The organism is Arthrobacter sp. BL-252-APC-1A, from assembly GCF_009696625.1.
In the GTDB taxonomy this organism is placed as follows: Bacteria; Actinomycetota; Actinomycetes; order Actinomycetales; family Micrococcaceae; genus Arthrobacter_B.
Window position 1 is genome coordinate 171,425 of record NZ_VULS01000009.1, and the last position, 15,264, is coordinate 186,688.

General features: G+C 66.1%; 13 protein-coding genes and 1 tRNA gene. 4 read left to right on the plus strand and 10 right to left on the minus strand.

Annotated elements, in window-relative coordinates:
• Window positions 1-21: 21 nt before the first annotated feature.
• From FYJ28_RS14100 to FYJ28_RS14130, 7 genes are all read right to left on the minus strand, one after another.
• A complete protein-coding gene (locus FYJ28_RS14100) occupies window positions 22-1,548 on the minus strand; it encodes a GMC family oxidoreductase (protein WP_154579722.1) in 1,527 nt (508 codons plus the stop codon).
• Window positions 1,549-1,583: 35 nt separating this feature from the next.
• Window positions 1,584-3,008, minus strand: coding sequence for an aldehyde dehydrogenase family protein (locus FYJ28_RS14105; protein ID WP_154579723.1), 1,425 nt, complete (start codon window positions 3,006-3,008; stop codon window positions 1,584-1,586).
• A gap of 110 nt (window positions 3,009-3,118) precedes the next feature.
• Window positions 3,119-4,075, minus strand: a complete 957-nt coding sequence (locus FYJ28_RS14110; protein ID WP_154579724.1) for a helix-turn-helix domain-containing protein — start codon at window positions 4,073-4,075, stop codon at window positions 3,119-3,121.
• A gap of 156 nt (window positions 4,076-4,231) precedes the next feature.
• Entirely contained in the window at window positions 4,232-5,257 is a 1,026-nt protein-coding gene (locus FYJ28_RS14115) for an NAD(P)-dependent alcohol dehydrogenase (protein ID WP_154579725.1), read from the minus strand.
• Window positions 5,254-6,144 (minus strand): carbohydrate ABC transporter permease, encoded by an 891-nt coding sequence (locus tag FYJ28_RS14120; protein WP_442778592.1) that lies wholly within the window; start codon window positions 6,142-6,144, stop codon window positions 5,254-5,256. The genes FYJ28_RS14115 and FYJ28_RS14120 overlap by 4 nt, the downstream gene beginning before the upstream one ends.
• Before the next feature lie 2 nt (window positions 6,145-6,146).
• Complete coding sequence (locus FYJ28_RS14125; RefSeq protein WP_055242366.1) at window positions 6,147-7,091, minus strand: carbohydrate ABC transporter permease; 945 nt, start codon at window positions 7,089-7,091, stop codon at window positions 6,147-6,149.
• Window positions 7,088-8,470 carry an ABC transporter substrate-binding protein gene (locus FYJ28_RS14130; RefSeq protein WP_055242364.1) on the minus strand — a complete coding sequence of 461 codons (1,383 nt, stop codon included), beginning with the start codon at window positions 8,468-8,470 and terminating at the stop codon, window positions 7,088-7,090. The genes FYJ28_RS14125 and FYJ28_RS14130 overlap by 4 nt, the downstream gene beginning before the upstream one ends.
• A gap of 86 nt (window positions 8,471-8,556) precedes the next feature.
• Between FYJ28_RS14130 and FYJ28_RS14135 the strand changes: the two genes are divergently transcribed.
• The 3 genes from FYJ28_RS14135 (at window position 8,557) to FYJ28_RS14145 (ending at window position 11,357) form a co-directional block, all read left to right on the plus strand.
• The gene (locus FYJ28_RS14135; RefSeq protein ID WP_154579726.1) at window positions 8,557-9,549 is read left to right on the plus strand and encodes a sugar-binding transcriptional regulator; all 993 of its coding nucleotides are present in this window, start codon (window positions 8,557-8,559) and stop codon (window positions 9,547-9,549) included.
• A 55-nt stretch (window positions 9,550-9,604) separates the two neighbouring features.
• Window positions 9,605-9,681: transfer RNA gene (locus FYJ28_RS14140), tRNA-Met, on the plus strand.
• Window positions 9,682-9,953: 272 nt separating this feature from the next.
• Window positions 9,954-11,357 (plus strand): APC family permease, encoded by a 1,404-nt coding sequence (locus FYJ28_RS14145; RefSeq protein WP_326831736.1) that lies wholly within the window; start codon window positions 9,954-9,956, stop codon window positions 11,355-11,357.
• On the opposite strand, the gene FYJ28_RS14150 is transcribed toward FYJ28_RS14145, so the two are convergent.
• The 3 genes from FYJ28_RS14150 to pstS all read right to left on the minus strand — a co-directional run bounded on the left by FYJ28_RS14150 (window position 11,354) and on the right by pstS (window position 14,432).
• Entirely contained in the window at window positions 11,354-12,850 is a 1,497-nt protein-coding gene (locus tag FYJ28_RS14150) for a mannitol dehydrogenase family protein (protein WP_154579727.1), read from the minus strand. The two genes, FYJ28_RS14145 and FYJ28_RS14150, sit on opposite strands and share 4 nt — an antisense overlap.
• 97 nt (window positions 12,851-12,947) lie before the next feature.
• Entirely contained in the window at window positions 12,948-13,148 is a 201-nt protein-coding gene (locus tag FYJ28_RS14155) for a hypothetical protein (protein WP_154579728.1), read from the minus strand.
• A 168-nt stretch (window positions 13,149-13,316) separates the two neighbouring features.
• Window positions 13,317-14,432 carry a phosphate ABC transporter substrate-binding protein PstS gene (gene pstS, locus FYJ28_RS14160; RefSeq protein ID WP_055242357.1) on the minus strand — a complete coding sequence of 372 codons (1,116 nt, stop codon included), beginning with the start codon at window positions 14,430-14,432 and terminating at the stop codon, window positions 13,317-13,319.
• Window positions 14,433-14,695: 263 nt separating this feature from the next.
• Between pstS and FYJ28_RS14165 the strand changes: the two genes are divergently transcribed.
• Window positions 14,696-15,079: a DUF1304 domain-containing protein gene (locus tag FYJ28_RS14165; protein ID WP_195840685.1), complete on the plus strand. Its 384-nt coding sequence runs from the start codon at window positions 14,696-14,698 to the stop codon at window positions 15,077-15,079.
• The last annotated feature ends 185 nt before the right edge of the window (window positions 15,080-15,264 follow it).

The following is a 15,264-nucleotide window of genomic DNA, read 5'->3' on the forward strand; positions in this document are numbered from 1 at the left end:
CAGAGCAGCCGGCCACGGCGGTCAGCCAGCCAGGATCATCCCGGCGGCACGCTCGGCGATCATCACCGTGGGGGCGTTGGTGTTGCCCGTGGGGACCATCGGCATGACTGAAGCGTCGGCGATCCGGATACCGGCCAGCCCGCGCACCGTCAGATCCGAGGGGTCGACCACCGCCAGCTCATCGGTGCCCATCCGGCAGGTACCCACCTGGTGGTGGTAGGTGACCACTGAGTCGCGCACGTACTGGGCCAGGTCCTCGTCGCTGTCTGAGACGGCGGGGCCGGGATGCAGCTCCTTGGGCTCCCAGTTCGCCAGTGCCTCGGACCGGCCGATCTCCCGGCACTGCCGCACCGAAGCCACCAGCGCGTCGACGTCGGCCTGCTCGCTCAGCGCACCGAGGTCGATTCGCAGCGGATCCTCCGGCGACGGCCCGGTGAGCGTGATCTCGCCGCGGCTTTCCGGCCGGACCAGACCGCCAAGCATGGAGAAGCCGTTTTCCGGGCCGGTCATTTCGCCGCCCGCATAGTCCTGCGAGTACATGGGCACGGAGAAGAAGATCGGCTGGGTGTCCGGCACCGGCAGCTCCGGGCGGGACTTGGCGAACAGATGCACCTCAGCGGGCGCCACCTCGCCGTCCGGCACCGGGCGGGCGCCGGCAGAGAAGATCACCGGGGCCAGCAGGTGGTCCTGCAGGTTCTTGCCCACACCGGGCAGGTCCAGGACGGGTTCGACGCCGGCTGCCTCCAGTTCAGCCGCCGGGCCAATGCCGGAACGCAGCAGCAGTTCGGCGGAGTTGATCGCACCGGCGCAGAGGATGGTCTCCCCCGCACGGGCTGTGCGCAGTTCACCGCCGAATTCGTACTCGACGCCGCGGACCACGCCGTCCTCCACCAGCAGCCGGCGCACGTGGGCGCCGGTGACCAGGGTGAGGTTCGGGGAGTCCATGACCGGCTTCAGGTAGGCGTGCCAGGTGTTGAACCGTTTGCCGTCCCGAATGTTCAGCTGCATCCGGGAAACCCCTTCAACGCTGCCGGAGTTGTAGTCCGGGTTCAGTTCCAGGCCGATCTCCTGGGCGCCGGCCAGCATGTCTTCCTGCACAGGGTTGCGGGGGAAGTCCTGGACCACGTCCAGCAGGCCGCCGGTGCCGCGCGTTTCGGAGGCACCGCCGTCGTAGTTTTCAATCTGCTTGAACACCGGGAGCACATCCTCCCATGACCAGCCCTCGCAGCCGGCCTCGGCCCAGGAATCGTAGTCCCAGCGGTCCCCGCGCACCCAGATGGAGGCGTTCAGCGCGTGCGATCCGCCCATCACCTTGCCGCGGGGCAGGTGGATGCGGCGGCCGGAGGCTCCGGCCTGCTCCGTGGTGTAGTAGTTCCAGTCCTGCGGGCTGTGCCAGAGCGCGCCGAGGGTGTTCAGGTGGGCGATGTCCGGGTTGGTGTCCTGGTCCCCGGCTTCGAGGACGGTGACTTTCTTGCCGGCGTCGAGCAGGCGGCGGGCGACGACGTTGCCGGCCGAGCCGGCACCAATGACGAGGTATTCGGTTTCCATGGAAGCTTCGTTGCTTTCGTTCGTTCTGGGAGGGGTTAGTAGCTAAGGACCTGCGGGGCCCCGAGGGCCTTGAGGCCTTCGACGCCGAATTCGAGGCCGTAGCCGGACTGCTTGGCGCCGCCGAACGGCATCCGCGGGTCCACGGCGCCGTGCTTGTTGATCCACACGGTGCCGGCTTCAATCCGGGCAGCGACGGCGAGGGCGGCGTCCTTGTTTGAGGACCAGACGGAGGCGCCGAGTCCCACGTCCAGGGCGTTGGCCATGTCAACGGCCTCATCCACGGTGGAGTAGCGGATGATCGGGAGGGCGGGGCCGAACTGTTCCTGCGCCACCAGCGGGTTGTCGTTCTCGATGTCCGCCACCAGCGTGGCGGGGTAGAAGTAGCCGGGCTGGCCCGATGCCGGGTTGCCGCCAGTGACAATCCGGGCACCGGCGTCCTTCGCAGCCTGGACCAGGTCCGCAACGATGGTGAACTGGGCCTGATTCTGCAGCGGGCCCAGGACGTTGTTTTCATCCAGCCCCACGCCCATGGGCATGGCGTTCGCGACGCCGGCCAGGGCATCGACGACGGCGTCGTAAATGTCCTCGTGCACGTACAGGCGCTTCAGCGCCGCGCAGGTCTGGCCGGTGTTGATGAAGGCACCCCAGAAGAGGTCTTCGGCGATCGCGGCGGGATCGGCGTCGGGCAGCACAATGCCGGCGTCGTTGCCGCCGAGTTCCAGGGTCAGGCGCTTCACGGTGTCCGCCGAGGAGCGGATGATCGCCTTGCCGGTCGCGGTGGATCCGGTGAACATGACCTTGTTGATGTCCGCGTGTGCAGCCAGGGCTTCGCCCACGTCCCGGCCGCCGGACACAACGTGCAGCACGCCCACAGGAAGGGCCTGATTCAGGACAGCGGCCAGCGCCAGGACGGAGAGCGGGGTGTACTCGGAGGGCTTCATGACCACGGTATTGCCCATCCGCAGGGCCGGGGCCAGCTGCCAGATGCTGATCATCATGGGCCAGTTCCACGGGCCGATCGCGCCCACCACGCCCAGCGGCCGGTAGTGCAGTTCGGCGCGGCCGCCCTCGTCGTCCACCAGCACCTCGGGTTCCAGCTCGAACGACGCCGTGGCGCGCAGCCAGGCAGCACAGGCACCGACTTCGAAACGCGCGTTGGGACCGTTCAGCGGTTTGCCCTGCTCGCGGGAGAGCAGTTCGGCGAGGCCTTCGGCAGCGGCTTCGACGGCGTCGGCGGCCTTCATCAGGTAAGCGGAGCGCTCGGCGTGGCCGAGGGCGGCCCATTCCGGCTGGGCCAGCCGGGCCGAGGCTACGGCAGCCTCAAGGTCAGTCAGGGTGTGGACGGGAGCGGCCGCAACCACCTCGCCGGTCGCGGGATCCAGGATGTCCCGGGATTCCGGGGCTGCCGGGATGACACCCAGCAGGTCCTGGAAGCTGATGAGGGATTCGGTGGTGTGCATGATTGCTCCTTCGCAAACGGCGGGACGGATCGCTCATCCCACTGTGTGCCAGGTCACGCTTTTTTGCTTGGCTTTGCGCGTGCGCCAGTTGACTAACCGTGCACGGGTTTTCAGCGGCCTGCCCGGTAGGCCGAAGGCGACTGCCCGTACGCGGCACGGAACACGCGGCTGAAGTGCGCCGGATCCGGCAGCCCCCACCGGGCACCAATCGCACCTACGGGGACGTCGGCCTGCAGCGGATCCGCGAGGTCCCGGCGTGCACCGGCCAGGCGGCGAGCGCGGATCCACGCTGCGGCGGTGGTGCCGGAATCTTCGAAGAGCTTGTGCAGGCTGCGGACGGACATAAAGTGCGCGGCCGCAATGTAGCCCGGGGAGAGGTCCGGGTTGGCGAGCTGACCATCGATGAAGTGCTGCACACGGCGCAGCAGCCGTTCCTGACCGCCCGCCTCGACGTCCGGGAGGGCATGCGCCTCATCGGCCAGCAGGGTGGAGAGCAGGTCCACGGTGTTCATGGCCAGCCGGTGCCCAATCGGACCGTCCAGTTCCGGAAGCATCCGGCCGATCTGGGTCAGAAAGGGAACGACGGCGCGGCCCAGTCGGTGCCCGCGGCCCAGCCGGACGGCCGTCATCTCCGCCATGTCCTCCGGGGCGAGTCCAAGCAGCTGTTTAGGGAACATCAGCACCAGGGTGGTGAACTGCTCGTGAAACGTCAGGGTGTAGGGAGCACTGGTGTCGTAGATGGCCAGGTCTCCGGCCTCGAGCACTGCTTCACGGCCGTCCTGGACCAGGATCCCGGTGCCGGAGAGCTGCAGGCTGAGCTTGTAGAACCCGCCGTCGGCTCCGTTGATCAGTTCCGGAGTCCGCTCCACGCAGTGCGGCATGGCATCAACCTGGACAATAGCCAGCTCGCGCAGGCGCCGGCCGGTCAGGCGCCCGGAGAACGCGGCGGGACCGGGCTGCACCGGGGTCGCTTCGAGCGGGACAAAAGACTCGGAGACGAGTCTCTTCCACTCGGGGAAATTCGATGCGTGGGCTACGTCCGGTGCCGCATCCGCTGGTTTGACCATGCCTGTCCTCCGCACTGAGCCGGCCTGTTTCAGCTGAACCTATCACCCTCGAGAGGCCAGTTACGGCTCGTTTCAGCTCAGAAGAGCCGTAACTGGCCTCTCGGCGGGGAGGGTGGCGGAGGCGGGCGGGTTTTGCGGCGGGAGGAACGGAACGGGTTACGGAACAACGACCGCCTTCAGCGCGCCCTCCCGGGCACCGGCAACCAGCGCCGCTTCGACGCCGTCGAGCCCGTGCCGCGAAGTGACCAGACCATCCAGGTCCACCAGCCCCTGCCCGGCCAGGGAGATCGCCAGCGGCCAGGTGTTGGCGTAGCGGAAGGTGCCGGTGATCCGCAGTTCCCGGCCCTGGACCAGCGGGACCGGCAGCGCAATGGTGTCCGCGCCCATGCCCACCAGCACGCAGCGGCCGCGCGGCGCCAGGCGCTGCATGCCGGCGAGGACGGCCGGTTCCGCACCGGTGGCGTCGATGAACACCTGGTATTCAGGGACGGATTCGGGCGCATCGGCAACGGTAAAAGTGTGTGCCGCTCCGTAGCGGGGCGCCGCCTGCAGCCGTTCGGCGCGCACATCCGTTACGGTCACCTCGGCGCCGGCGAGCGCACACACGGCGGAAACCAGCAGGCCAATCGGTCCGGCTCCGGCCACGAGGACCCGGTCCCCCAGCTGCACCTCCCCCGCGGCGCGGGCTGCGAGTGCGACGCTCAGGGGCTCCAGCAGAGCGGCTGCGTCGTCGGACAGGTTCTCCGGAACCGGGTGCGCGAAGGCGGCCGGATGCACCACGTACTCGGCGAACGCCCCGTCCACGGGCGGGGTGGCGAAGAACCGCACGTCCGGGTCCAGGTTGTAGTGCCCGGCGAGGGTTTGTGCCGAGTAGGGCTGCGGAATGCCGGGTTCAAGCGACACCCGCTGCCCCACCAGGGAGGGGTCGACGCCGTCGCCCGCCGCTTCGATCCGGCCGGAGGCTTCGTGCCCCAAAACCAGCGGTGACTCGACGACGAAGCTGCCGATCCGGCCCTCGTGGTAGTAGTGCGTATCAGACCCGCAGACGCCCACCGAGGCAATCCGAACCAGGACCTCACCTGGGCCGGGCACCGGTACGGGCCGCTCCTCCAGCCGCAGCTTGCCCGGCCCGTCCAGGACGGAGACGGACATCGACTCCGGCATGAGTTCGCCGGTGCTCATTTGACCGCTCCCATCGACAGGCCGCGGACCAGCTGTTTCTGTGCCACCCAGCCGGCCAGGACCACCGGGAGGGACGCGAGCACCGAGGCCGCGGAGAGCTGCGCCAGGTACAGGCCTTCACTGGTCATCTGGGAGACCAAGAAGACCGGCACGGTGGCCGATTTCGCCGCCGTGAGGTTCAGGGCGAAGAAGAATTCATTCCACGCGAAGATCACGCAGATCAGGGCGGTGGCGGCCAGGCCGGGGGCGACCATGGGCATCAGCACCCGCCACAGGGTTTTCACCAGTCCGGCGCCGTCCATCTGCGCCGCTTCCAGCACTTCGGACGGCACTTCCTGGAAGAAGGAGCGCATCATCCACACGGCGATCGGCAGGTTCATGGAGGTGTAGAGCACCACCAGCGTCCAGACGTTGTCCAGGACCTTCAGCTGCCCGGCAATCACGTAGATCGGCATGATCACTGCCACCACCGGCAGCATCTTGGTGGAGATGAAGAAGAACAGCACATCCTGGGTGCGTTTCACCGGGCGGATGCTCAGGGCGTAGGACGCAGGGACCGCCAGGATAAGCACCAGCAGGGTTGAAACTCCCGTGGCAATCGCCGAGTTCACGAAGTAGCTGCCGGCACCGGCGTCGAGCACTGCCCGGTACTGGTCCAGGGTGGGAGTGAAGAAGAACGACGGCGGGTTGGAGGCGGCCGCCGACTCCTGCTTGAAGGAGGTCAGCACCATCCAGAGCACCGGCGAGAAGAACCCGATGGCAATGATCCAGGTGAAGACGGTAATCAGCGACGCCCCGGCGCGCGGCTTGGGTTTGCGCCTTTGCGGCGGCGTGCCGGGGGCAGTGGGGGTGCGTTCGGCCGGAGCCGGCGGTGTCTGGGTGGCCACGGCTAGTCCTTTGTGTCGAAGCTGCGGAAGATCAGGCGGAGGGCGAAGGTCGCGACGATGATCGTGGCAATCACAACCACAACACCCATGGCTGCGGCCTGCCCGATGTCGAAGCCGAGGAAGGCCCGCTGGTAGATGTAGAAGGGAAGGTTGGCGCTGGCCGTTCCAGGCCCGCCGGCCGTCATCAGATAAATCTGGTCGAACGTGTTCACTACGTAGATCGCTCCGAGCAGCACACCGAGTTCAATGTAGCGGCGCAGCTGCGGCAGGGTGACGGAGAAGAACGTGCGCCACCACCCGGCGCCGTCCACCTGGGCTGCTTCCAGCACGTCCTTCGGCTGCGCCTGCAGGCCGGCCAGGACCAGCAGCATCATGAACGGTGTCCACTGCCACACCAGGGACATGAGGATAGACGCAATCGGGTGCGCGGATGTCCAGTCAACCGGGGAAATCCCCACCAGGCCGATCAGCCAGTTCAGCAGGCCGTAGCTGGGGTTGAGGATGGAGACGGACCAGAGCAGTGAACCGGCCACCGGCATGATCAGGAACGGCGTAATGAGCAGGGTCCGCACAATGCCGCGCCCGGCGAAGGAGCGGTCCAGGAGCAGCGCGAAGATGATGCCCAGGATCATTGCGAAGAACACACAGCCCAGAGTGAAGATCACACTGTTCAGTGCTGCCTGGCGGAACGTGGAGTCGGCAAAGATCTCAACGTAGTTGGAGAACCAGACGAACCGGTCACCCTCGGGATTCAGCAGGTTCCAGTTCTGCAGCGAATACCAGATGGTGAACAGGAACGGGACCTGCGTGACGATGATTGTGAAGATCAGTGCCGGCAGGAGCGGGCCGCGGCGGCGCCAGCCCTCGGCCCGGGACATTCCGCCGGACTGCCGCTTTTCGACGTCGCGGCGCGCCTTGGCGTTGTGCCGCTCTACCAGCGTGGTCATCCGTTATCTCCTGACTGGTAGCTCTCGGCGACGGTTTGCGCGTAGCGCTGGGACTGTTCAAGGGCTTCCTGAACGGTTTTCTGTCCGGCTATCGCGGCGGAGATCTGCTGGGCGACGCGGGTTCCAAGGTCCTGGAACTCCGGGATGCCCACGAACTGCAGGCCCGGATACGGCACGCTGCCGGTGAACGAGGTTTCCTGGGCCGCACCTGCCATCGCGCTGAGGGTGGGCTCCGCGTAGGCTTCGGCAACTTCGGCATATTCGGGAATCTCATAGGTGGAGAGCCGGCTCCCCGGCGGCACCCGCTCCCAGCTGATTTCCTCGCCCACAAGCTGGATGAAGTCCTTGTCCGTCATCCAGGACACGAAGTCCCACGCTGCGTCCTTTTCCTCGCTGGTGGCGGGAATGGCCAGCGACCAGCTGTACAGCCAGCCGGCGGAGTCGGTTTCCTGAACCGGGGCGGGGGCGTAGCTCGTCTTGCCGACCACGAGGGAGGAATCGGGGTCCTCAACAGTGGAGACCATAGCGGTCGCGTCGAACCACATGGCCGCGTTGCCCTGGCTGTAGCGGGTCAGGCAGTCGCCGTAGCCGCTGGTTGCCGCGCCCGGCTGCCCGGAGTTGCGGATCAGGTCCACATAGTCGGTCACGGCAGCCTCAACCTCGGGGCTGTCCAGGGTGGCATTCCAGTCCTCGTCGAACCAGCTGCCGCCGTAGGTGTTGATCATGGTGGTCAGCGGGGCCATGACCTCGCCCCAGCCGGCCAGTCCGCGCAGGCAGATGCCGGAGAATCCGTCGTCCGGGTTGTGCAGGGTTTCGGCGAACCCGGCAATGTCTTCCCAGGTGGGCTGTTCCGGCATGGTGAGCCCGGCTTCGTCGAAGAGGTCCTGCCGGTAGGCCAGGAACGCAGATTCGCCGTAGAACGGCACCGAGTACAGGTCGCCTTCGTAGCTGAGCGCCTCGCGGATGTTGGGAATGAAGTCATCAGGGTCGTACCCCTGGGTGCCGTCTGCATACTCCTGCAGGTTGGTCAGCCAGCCGTTTTCCGCCCACATCGGGGTCTCGTAGTTGGAGACCATAACGACGTCGAATTCTCCGCCGCCGGTGGCGACGGAGGCGGTGATCTTGGCCCGGGCTTCGTTCTCCGGAAGGGACACGAACCGGACGTCAACGTTCGGGTGTTCTTCCTTGAAACGGTCCTGGAGCGAAATGGCATCCGTCATCTGGGGGTTGGAAACAATGGCCACCACAATTTCCTGGCGGCCGTCCGCGCTTCCGCTGCCGCACCCGGTAAGCACCATTGCTGCTGCCGCGGCGGCTGCTGCGAACTGCCTTGCCGCGCGCCCGCGCCGGCGCTCCGGCTGGCTGCGTTCTGATCTCATACGTCACCCTTGCTCATTTGAGATTTTTCCTTGCGCTCATTTGGTGAGGAACTCTAGCCATATAGACTCAAATGAGCAACAATTAATTGCTCATTCGGGAACAGGGGGGCGGAATCATCACCGGAACAGGGACCTCCCACGAGGAACTTCTGGCCAGGATTGGCCGGGATTATTACCTGAATAACCGCTCCAAAGTGGACATTGCCAGGGATTACGGGATTTCCCGGTTCCAGGTGGCGCGTTACCTCGACGAAGCGCGTGCCCTGGGAATCGTCCGCATCGACGTCCGCTTTCCGGAAGCCGCAGCGGAACTGGCACCAGACCGCCTCGCCGCAGCACTTGGGGTGCAGCGCGTGCGCATCAGCCCTACCGGCGCGGACGAGAGGACTACCCGCGAGGCAATGGCAGCCGCAGCGGCCGCGGAGATCATGGATGCAGCGGCGCCTGGGGCCAACATAGGCGTCTCCTGGTCCCGGACACTGGACCTCGCAGCCGGGCACGTCACGCATCTGCCGCCCTGCAACATCATCCAGCTGGCGGGCGCCCTGCCCGTTCCGGGCAGCGGTAACTCGCTGGAACTGATCCAGAACCTGGGCAGGCACGACGGCGTTGCCACCTGGCCGCTGTGGGCGCCCCTGGTGGTCGAAAACGCCCAGACGGCGCAGAGCCTGCGCCGTCAGCCTGAAATCTCCGAGACCCTCGCCAAGGCCGGGTCCCTGGATGCCGCAGTGGTGGCGGTGGGAGCCTGGATGCCCGGGCTGTCCACGGTCTGGAACCGCGTGGACAACCACCTGAAGCTGGAAGCAGCGAAGGCCGGTGCCGTGGCGGAATGCTCCGGGCGCCTCCTCGACGCCGCCGGCAGGCCGGTGAATTCAGAGCTGGATGAGCGGGTGCTGGCGGTCAGCCTGGCCCAGCTGGAGAACACACCCAACGTGGTTGCCGTGGCGCAGGGCGCGGCACGGGCGGACGCCGTGCGGGCAGTCCTCGCCGCCGGGTTCGTCACCACACTGCTCATCGACGAGGACCTGGCCGTAGCCCTTTCCGGCGATGAACCCGGAACTGCGGCCGGAAACAGGTGACGCGGACCACGCGATTAGTCCCCTCGGAAAGCGTACGGTAGAGTTCTAAGCACGCCGCGGGGTGGAGCAGTTCGGTAGCTCGCTGGGCTCATAACCCAGAGGTCGCAAGTTCAAATCTTGCCCCCGCAACCAATATAAAAAGGTCCTGATCCGGTTCGCCGGATCAGGACCTTTTTGTTTGCAGCTTTGTTCGCAGCCGTGCCGCAGAAGTGACGCAGAACTCATAGCTGACGCGATGTGACGCGGATATTCGCCGCCATTGATAGCCGGATTCTTCCCTTGGCTAATATCGGGAAGTTGGCTGAAGCCACGGCGTGCCTGTCCATGCGGCAGCCCAGCAGTGCAGGAGTACCTCCTACATGCACGTGGATCGTTTCACCACATTCCATAGTTAGGAAGAACTTGTGCAAACCGCTCTGACCCGCAGGCTGGGGGTGCCCGGCATCGTCCTGATGGTGGTCGCCGCTGCGGCCCCGATCACCGTTGTCGCGGCCAACTTCCCCCTCATCCTCACCGTCTCCGAATCGGTCGGCATGCCCCTGATGGTGCTGGCCGCCACGGCCATCCTGCTGCTGTTCTCGGTCGGCTACGCCTGGATGACCCCCCACGTGCCGGATGCCGGCGCCTTCTACTCCTACGTCGACCGCGGGTTCGGCCGCCGGGCCGGGCTCGGCACCGCAGGGCTGGCGCTCTTCGCCTACGTCCTGCTCACGGTCTCGATGACCTGCTACCTGGGCGTGCAGGCCGGAAACCTGATTGAGCTCTGGACCGGGGTGCTGGTCCCCTGGTGGGCAATCTCGGCTGCCATGATCGCCGTCGTTGGCTTCCTGGGCTACCGGGATATCAACCTTTCCGCCAAGGTGCTGGGCGCCGTCCTGGTCCTGGAGGTTGCCGCTGTCCTGGCCATCGACCTCGGCGTGCTCTTCTCCGGCCGGGAACTCACCTCCCTCCCGTTCAGCCCGGCCGAAGCCATGTCCGGTGCACCGGGACTTGGCCTGCTGTTCGCCTTCCTTGGCTTCTTCGGGTTCGAGGCGACGGCGGTGTTCCGCAACGAGGCCAAGGATCCGGAGCGCACCATCCCCCGGGCCACCTACATCGCTGTGCTGTCCATCGGCGCGCTGTACATTCTCTCTTCCTGGCTGATCATCAGTGGCCTTGGGGCGGGCAACGCCGTGGCCCTGGCCACGGACAGCCCTGACAGCGTGGTGGTCGGCTTTGCCGGGGAAATCCTGGCACCGATCATGACGGACATCGTCCAGGTCCTGGTGGTGACCAGCATGTTCGCCTGCATGCTGGCCTTCCATAACATCGTCTCGCGTTACCTCTTCACCCTGGGCCAGCGCGGGGTGCTGCCCGCCGGCCTGGCCGCTGTCCACCCCGCCCACGGGGCACCCTCGCGTGCCTCCTTCTGGGTTACCGGCGTGACCGCCGCCGTCGTAGTGGTCTCCGCCGTCGCCCAGCTGGATCCGGTACTGGAGATCTACACCTGGTACTCCGGCGCAGGGGCCATCGGCGTGATCGTCATGATGACCCTGACCAGCTTCGCGATCGTGGGCTTCGGTACCCGCGGCGGCGGAGTGTCCGCTCCCGGCATGGTGCGGGCCGCCGCTGTGGCCGGGGGGATCGGCCTGCTCGGTGTGCTGGCACTCTCCCTCTGGAACTTCCCGTTCCTGGTGGGCGGCAACCTCGCTGCCATCATCTGGGGCGCGGCCCTGGTCCTCGTGTTCGTGGTGGCCGCTGCCCTGCCGGCCAGCACCCGCCCGGCTCCGGCTGACGCAACGGAACCTGCGGACGCCTCCCGGCGCTAGCTGCCCTCCCGGTTCCCGTGCCCATGGACGAGTTGTTCGACCGTGGCGCGGGCACCGGCGTCGTGCAGGAACTCCAGGGCCTGCGTATAGGCCTGCACGAAGCGCTCGTTTGAGGCCAGGTCGCCAAACAGCTCGGGCTGGGAAATGAACGCCAGCGGATCTTCGCCGTTGCGCGCCGCGGCAGCCATCAGCCGTTCGCGCAGCCGGTCCACGACGTCGATCGCTGCTCCCTGCTCGTCCGTTCCCTCGGCATAGCGGGCCCAGCTGGCCACAATGGCTGCCGAGCGGTGGATGTCGCCGCCGGAATCCAGGTTTTCCCGGATCACCGGCAGCAGCCATTTGGGGATCCGGTCCGAGCTTTCGGCACACAGCCGGGCCAGGGTGTCCCGCACGTGTTCGTTGGAGAAGCGCTCGATTAGTTTCTGCTTGTAGGCATCAAGGTCGACGCCGGGGAGCGGCTTGAGCGTGGGAGTGGCCTCGCGGTCCATATAGTCCATCAGGAAACGGGCGAAGAGCGGGTCCTGGCAGACCTCGTGGGCATACCGGTAACCGGCGAGGTACCCGAAGTAGCACTGGCCCTGGTGGCTGGCGTTGAGCAGGCGCAGTTTCATCAGCTCGTAGGGCTCGACGTCGTCCACCACCTGCACGCCGGCGTCCTCAAAGGGCGGGCGGCCCAGCGGAAAGTCGTCTTCCAGGACCCACTGCTCGAAGTCCTCGCTGACCACTGGCCAGGCGTCTTCAATGCCGAAGTCCGCGGCAACCATGTCCCGGTCGGCATCCGTGGTGACGGGCGTGATCCGGTCCACCATCGAATTGGGGAACGCCACGTTCGCGCGCATCCATTCCCCCAGCTCCGGATCCCGGAGGTCGGCGAATGCAGTGAACATCCGGCGGGCAACGTCTCCGTTGCCCTGGATGTTGTCGCAGGACATCACCGTGAAGGGCGCCAGGCCCCGTTCCCTGCGCCGCAGCAGCGCCTCAGTCACCAGCCCAAAGACCGTGGCCGGGACTGCCCCGGGCTCCAGGTCAGCTGCCACGGCCGGATTGGCAGCATCGAACTCCCCGGTGACGTGATGGAAGTTGTAACCGCCCTCAGTGATGGTCAGGGACACAATCCGGGTGTCCTCCGCCGCCATTTTCTCGATGACGGCCTCCGGGGCTTCCGGAGCCAGCAGGTACTCAGTGATGGACCCGATAACCCGGCCTTCACGGGTTCCGTCGGGGTTTTTGAGCACCAGCGTGTAGAGGCAGTCCTGGGCATCCATGACCGACTTCATTGCGGCATCTCCCGGCAGGACCCCCACCCCGCAGATGCCCCAGTCCAGGGCCTTGCCCTCGTTCATTAGCCGGTCCAGGTACATGGCCTGGTGTGCGCGGTGGAATCCGCCCACTCCAAAGTGGACGATTCCGGTGCGCACGGCAGAGCGGTCATAGGACGGAACGGCAACGGACCCGGCAAGGGCGGCCAGGGACTCGGTTTTCAGTTTGCTCATGGGTCACACCTGTGGGACGAGCGGATAGGTGCGGCTCAATTTATCATGTGAGCATCAGTGTTCCACTCAAATGAGCAAACATGGCAGGAGCGCGGGGCTAATCCACCAGCTCAGACTGCGTTTCGATGAAGTCCCAGTCCTGACCACCCAGAATGGGGTCTATGACGGGGCCTCCCGCTTCGGCAATCCGGTCCTGGACCTTGGGCGGAATCCCGTCCTGCCGCAGGTTCTCCCGCAGCCACTGCTTGGCGGTGGTATCGAGATACGGCCACCATCTTTCGATCCTGATGGGTTGCATGGTTTACCCCCTTTCCGTCGCGGTGAGTCCACGGTGCCACCGGTCCCGGAAGGGCGCAAGGGGTGCCGTGAAGACCGCGGCGGCACAGCTGCAGGCAGTTTTGGCCGTCACTGAAAAACCGCAGGCCAGACCGGCAGCGGCGCCCGGGAGGGATTAACAGGCGGGCGCCTAGGGCAGCGTGGTGATGCTCTCGACCGCGGCGCGGGCGTCTTCAGCAAGGCTCTTCGGAATCGGCGCGCTCTTGGCGGCGTCGGCCGATGCCTGCTGGCCCTCATCGCTGATCACGTACTCTCCGAACGCCTTCACCAGCTCTACGGTGTTGGCGTCTTCGTAGCCGCTGCAGAAGATCTGGTAGGAGATCAGGACCAGCGGATAGGCGCCGGGTGCGGTGGTGGTGCGGTCCAGGTGCAGGGCAATGTCATTGGCGCTGCGTCCGGGTACGCGGGTGGACTGTTCGACGGCGATTGAGGCGGCGTCGGCACTGATTGGAACGTACTCTTCCCCCACCTTGAGGTTGACCGTTCCGAGGGAGTCGTCAACCACGGAATCGTCCGAGTAGGCAACGGAGCCTTCGGTGCGGGTGACGGTGCTGATCACGCCGGCGCTGCCCTGTGCGTTTTCCCCGCCCAGGCCGCCGGGCCAGGAGCCGGAAGGATCGTTCGGCCAGGCTTCCGGGGCCGCCTCGTGGAGGTACTCGGTGAAGTTCTCAGTGGTGCCGGAATCGTCTGCGCGGCTGACTGCGGTGATGCGTATTTCCGGAAGCTCCACACCGGGGTTCTGTGCGGCAATGGCCGGGTCGTTCCAGAAGTCGATCTCGCCGCGGAAAATGCGGGCAATGGTGGCGGCGTCCATGTTCAGCGAGTCGATGCCCGGCAGGTTGAATGCGACGGCGATCGGCGAGATGTAGGAGGGAATGTCCAGCGCTCCGCCGGGACCGCAGACCTCCCGCGCCTCAGCCAGTTCCTCATCCTGCAGATAGGCATCAGAGCCCGCAAACTGCACTGCCCCGGCCAGCAGGGCGTTGCGGCCGGCACCGGAGCCGTCCGGGGAGTACTGGACCTGGACCTTGGGGTGCAGCACCCGGAATCCGCCAATCCAGGCATCCATGGCCGGCCCCTGCGCCGTGGAACCGGACCCGGAGATGATGCCGGAGAGGGTTGAATTGCTGTTTTCCGCCGCTTCCCGCTGCTCGTCGCCCAAGGGATAGTCGGAACCGCAGGCGGTCAGCGCCAGTGCTGCGGCGGCGGCGACTGCCACTGCACGGAGGGGACGGGAAGTGCGCACGTTTGGGTGCTCCTTTAGGGGCTGATCTTGGGGGCAAACCGGCGTTAACGGCCTCGGGCGCCCGGGCGGCAGTGCCTGTGGGCACAGCTAATCCCGTCGCCAGTTCAAGGCTAGCCGCCGATTAGTCCCCACCGCCAACTGGGAGCGTACCCAACCCTTGGCCGCCAGTGGGCGGAGTGGAAGGATTGGCCGGACCGCGGACCGCAGCGGACCGGCCTGGCGAACAGGCACCGGACGTCCGGTCCCCGCCCCAAGGGGGTTCCGTGCTGGTCACTGCCGCAATCTTCACCCTGGTTTCCGCCGCCATCCACTTCTACTTCTTCGGGCTGGAATCCCTTCGCTGGACCGTCCCGGAAACCATGGGAGTGTACGGAATCACAGCTCCGCAGGACGCGGACACCACCCAGCCGCTGGCCTACATCCTCGGGTTCTACAACCTGTTCCTGGGCGTGGGAGCTGTGCTTGGCGTGCTCCTGCTCGGCCTGGGCAATCCCGTCGCCGGGCTAACACTGATCAGCTTTTCGACAGCGTGCATGGTCCTCGCCGCTGTGGCGCTGCTGGCCAGCAGGTGGCCGATGGCACGGATTGCAATGATCAGGGGAATCCCGGCCCTGCTGGCATTGGTGCTGACACTTATGGGCTCCTGAAACTCCCTTTCATCCTGCCCCCTCCCCTCCGAGAGGCCAGTTACGGCTCGTTTCAGCCGGTGAAGTCATATGGTCGTTGCAACGCTCTGATTGATGGAGTGTTTGATGGTCAAGGTATTTCCCGCCCGCGTGCGGGCTGATTTCGTGGATTTGGTGTGCTCGGGGGTCCCTCTTGGCGAGGCGGC

Excerpts from the sequence above, each read along its gene's own strand:
- FYJ28_RS14100 (WP_154579722.1), bottom strand. The coding sequence starts at position 1,548 with ATGGAAACCGAATACCTCGTCATTGGTGCCGGCTCGGCCGGCAACGTC.
- FYJ28_RS14105 (WP_154579723.1), bottom strand. The coding sequence starts at position 3,008 with ATGCACACCACCGAATCCCTCATCAGCTTCCAGGACCTGCTGGGTGTC.
- FYJ28_RS14110 (WP_154579724.1), bottom strand. The coding sequence starts at position 4,075 with ATGGTCAAACCAGCGGATGCGGCACCGGACGTAGCCCACGCATCGAAT.
- FYJ28_RS14115 (WP_154579725.1), bottom strand. The coding sequence starts at position 5,257 with ATGAGCACCGGCGAACTCATGCCGGAGTCGATGTCCGTCTCCGTCCTG.
- FYJ28_RS14125 (WP_055242366.1), bottom strand. The coding sequence starts at position 7,091 with ATGACCACGCTGGTAGAGCGGCACAACGCCAAGGCGCGCCGCGACGTC.
- FYJ28_RS14130 (WP_055242364.1), bottom strand. The coding sequence starts at position 8,470 with ATGAGATCAGAACGCAGCCAGCCGGAGCGCCGGCGCGGGCGCGCGGCA.
- FYJ28_RS14150 (WP_154579727.1), bottom strand. The coding sequence starts at position 12,850 with ATGAGCAAACTGAAAACCGAGTCCCTGGCCGCCCTTGCCGGGTCCGTT.
- FYJ28_RS14155 (WP_154579728.1), bottom strand. The coding sequence starts at position 13,148 with ATGCAACCCATCAGGATCGAAAGATGGTGGCCGTATCTCGATACCACC.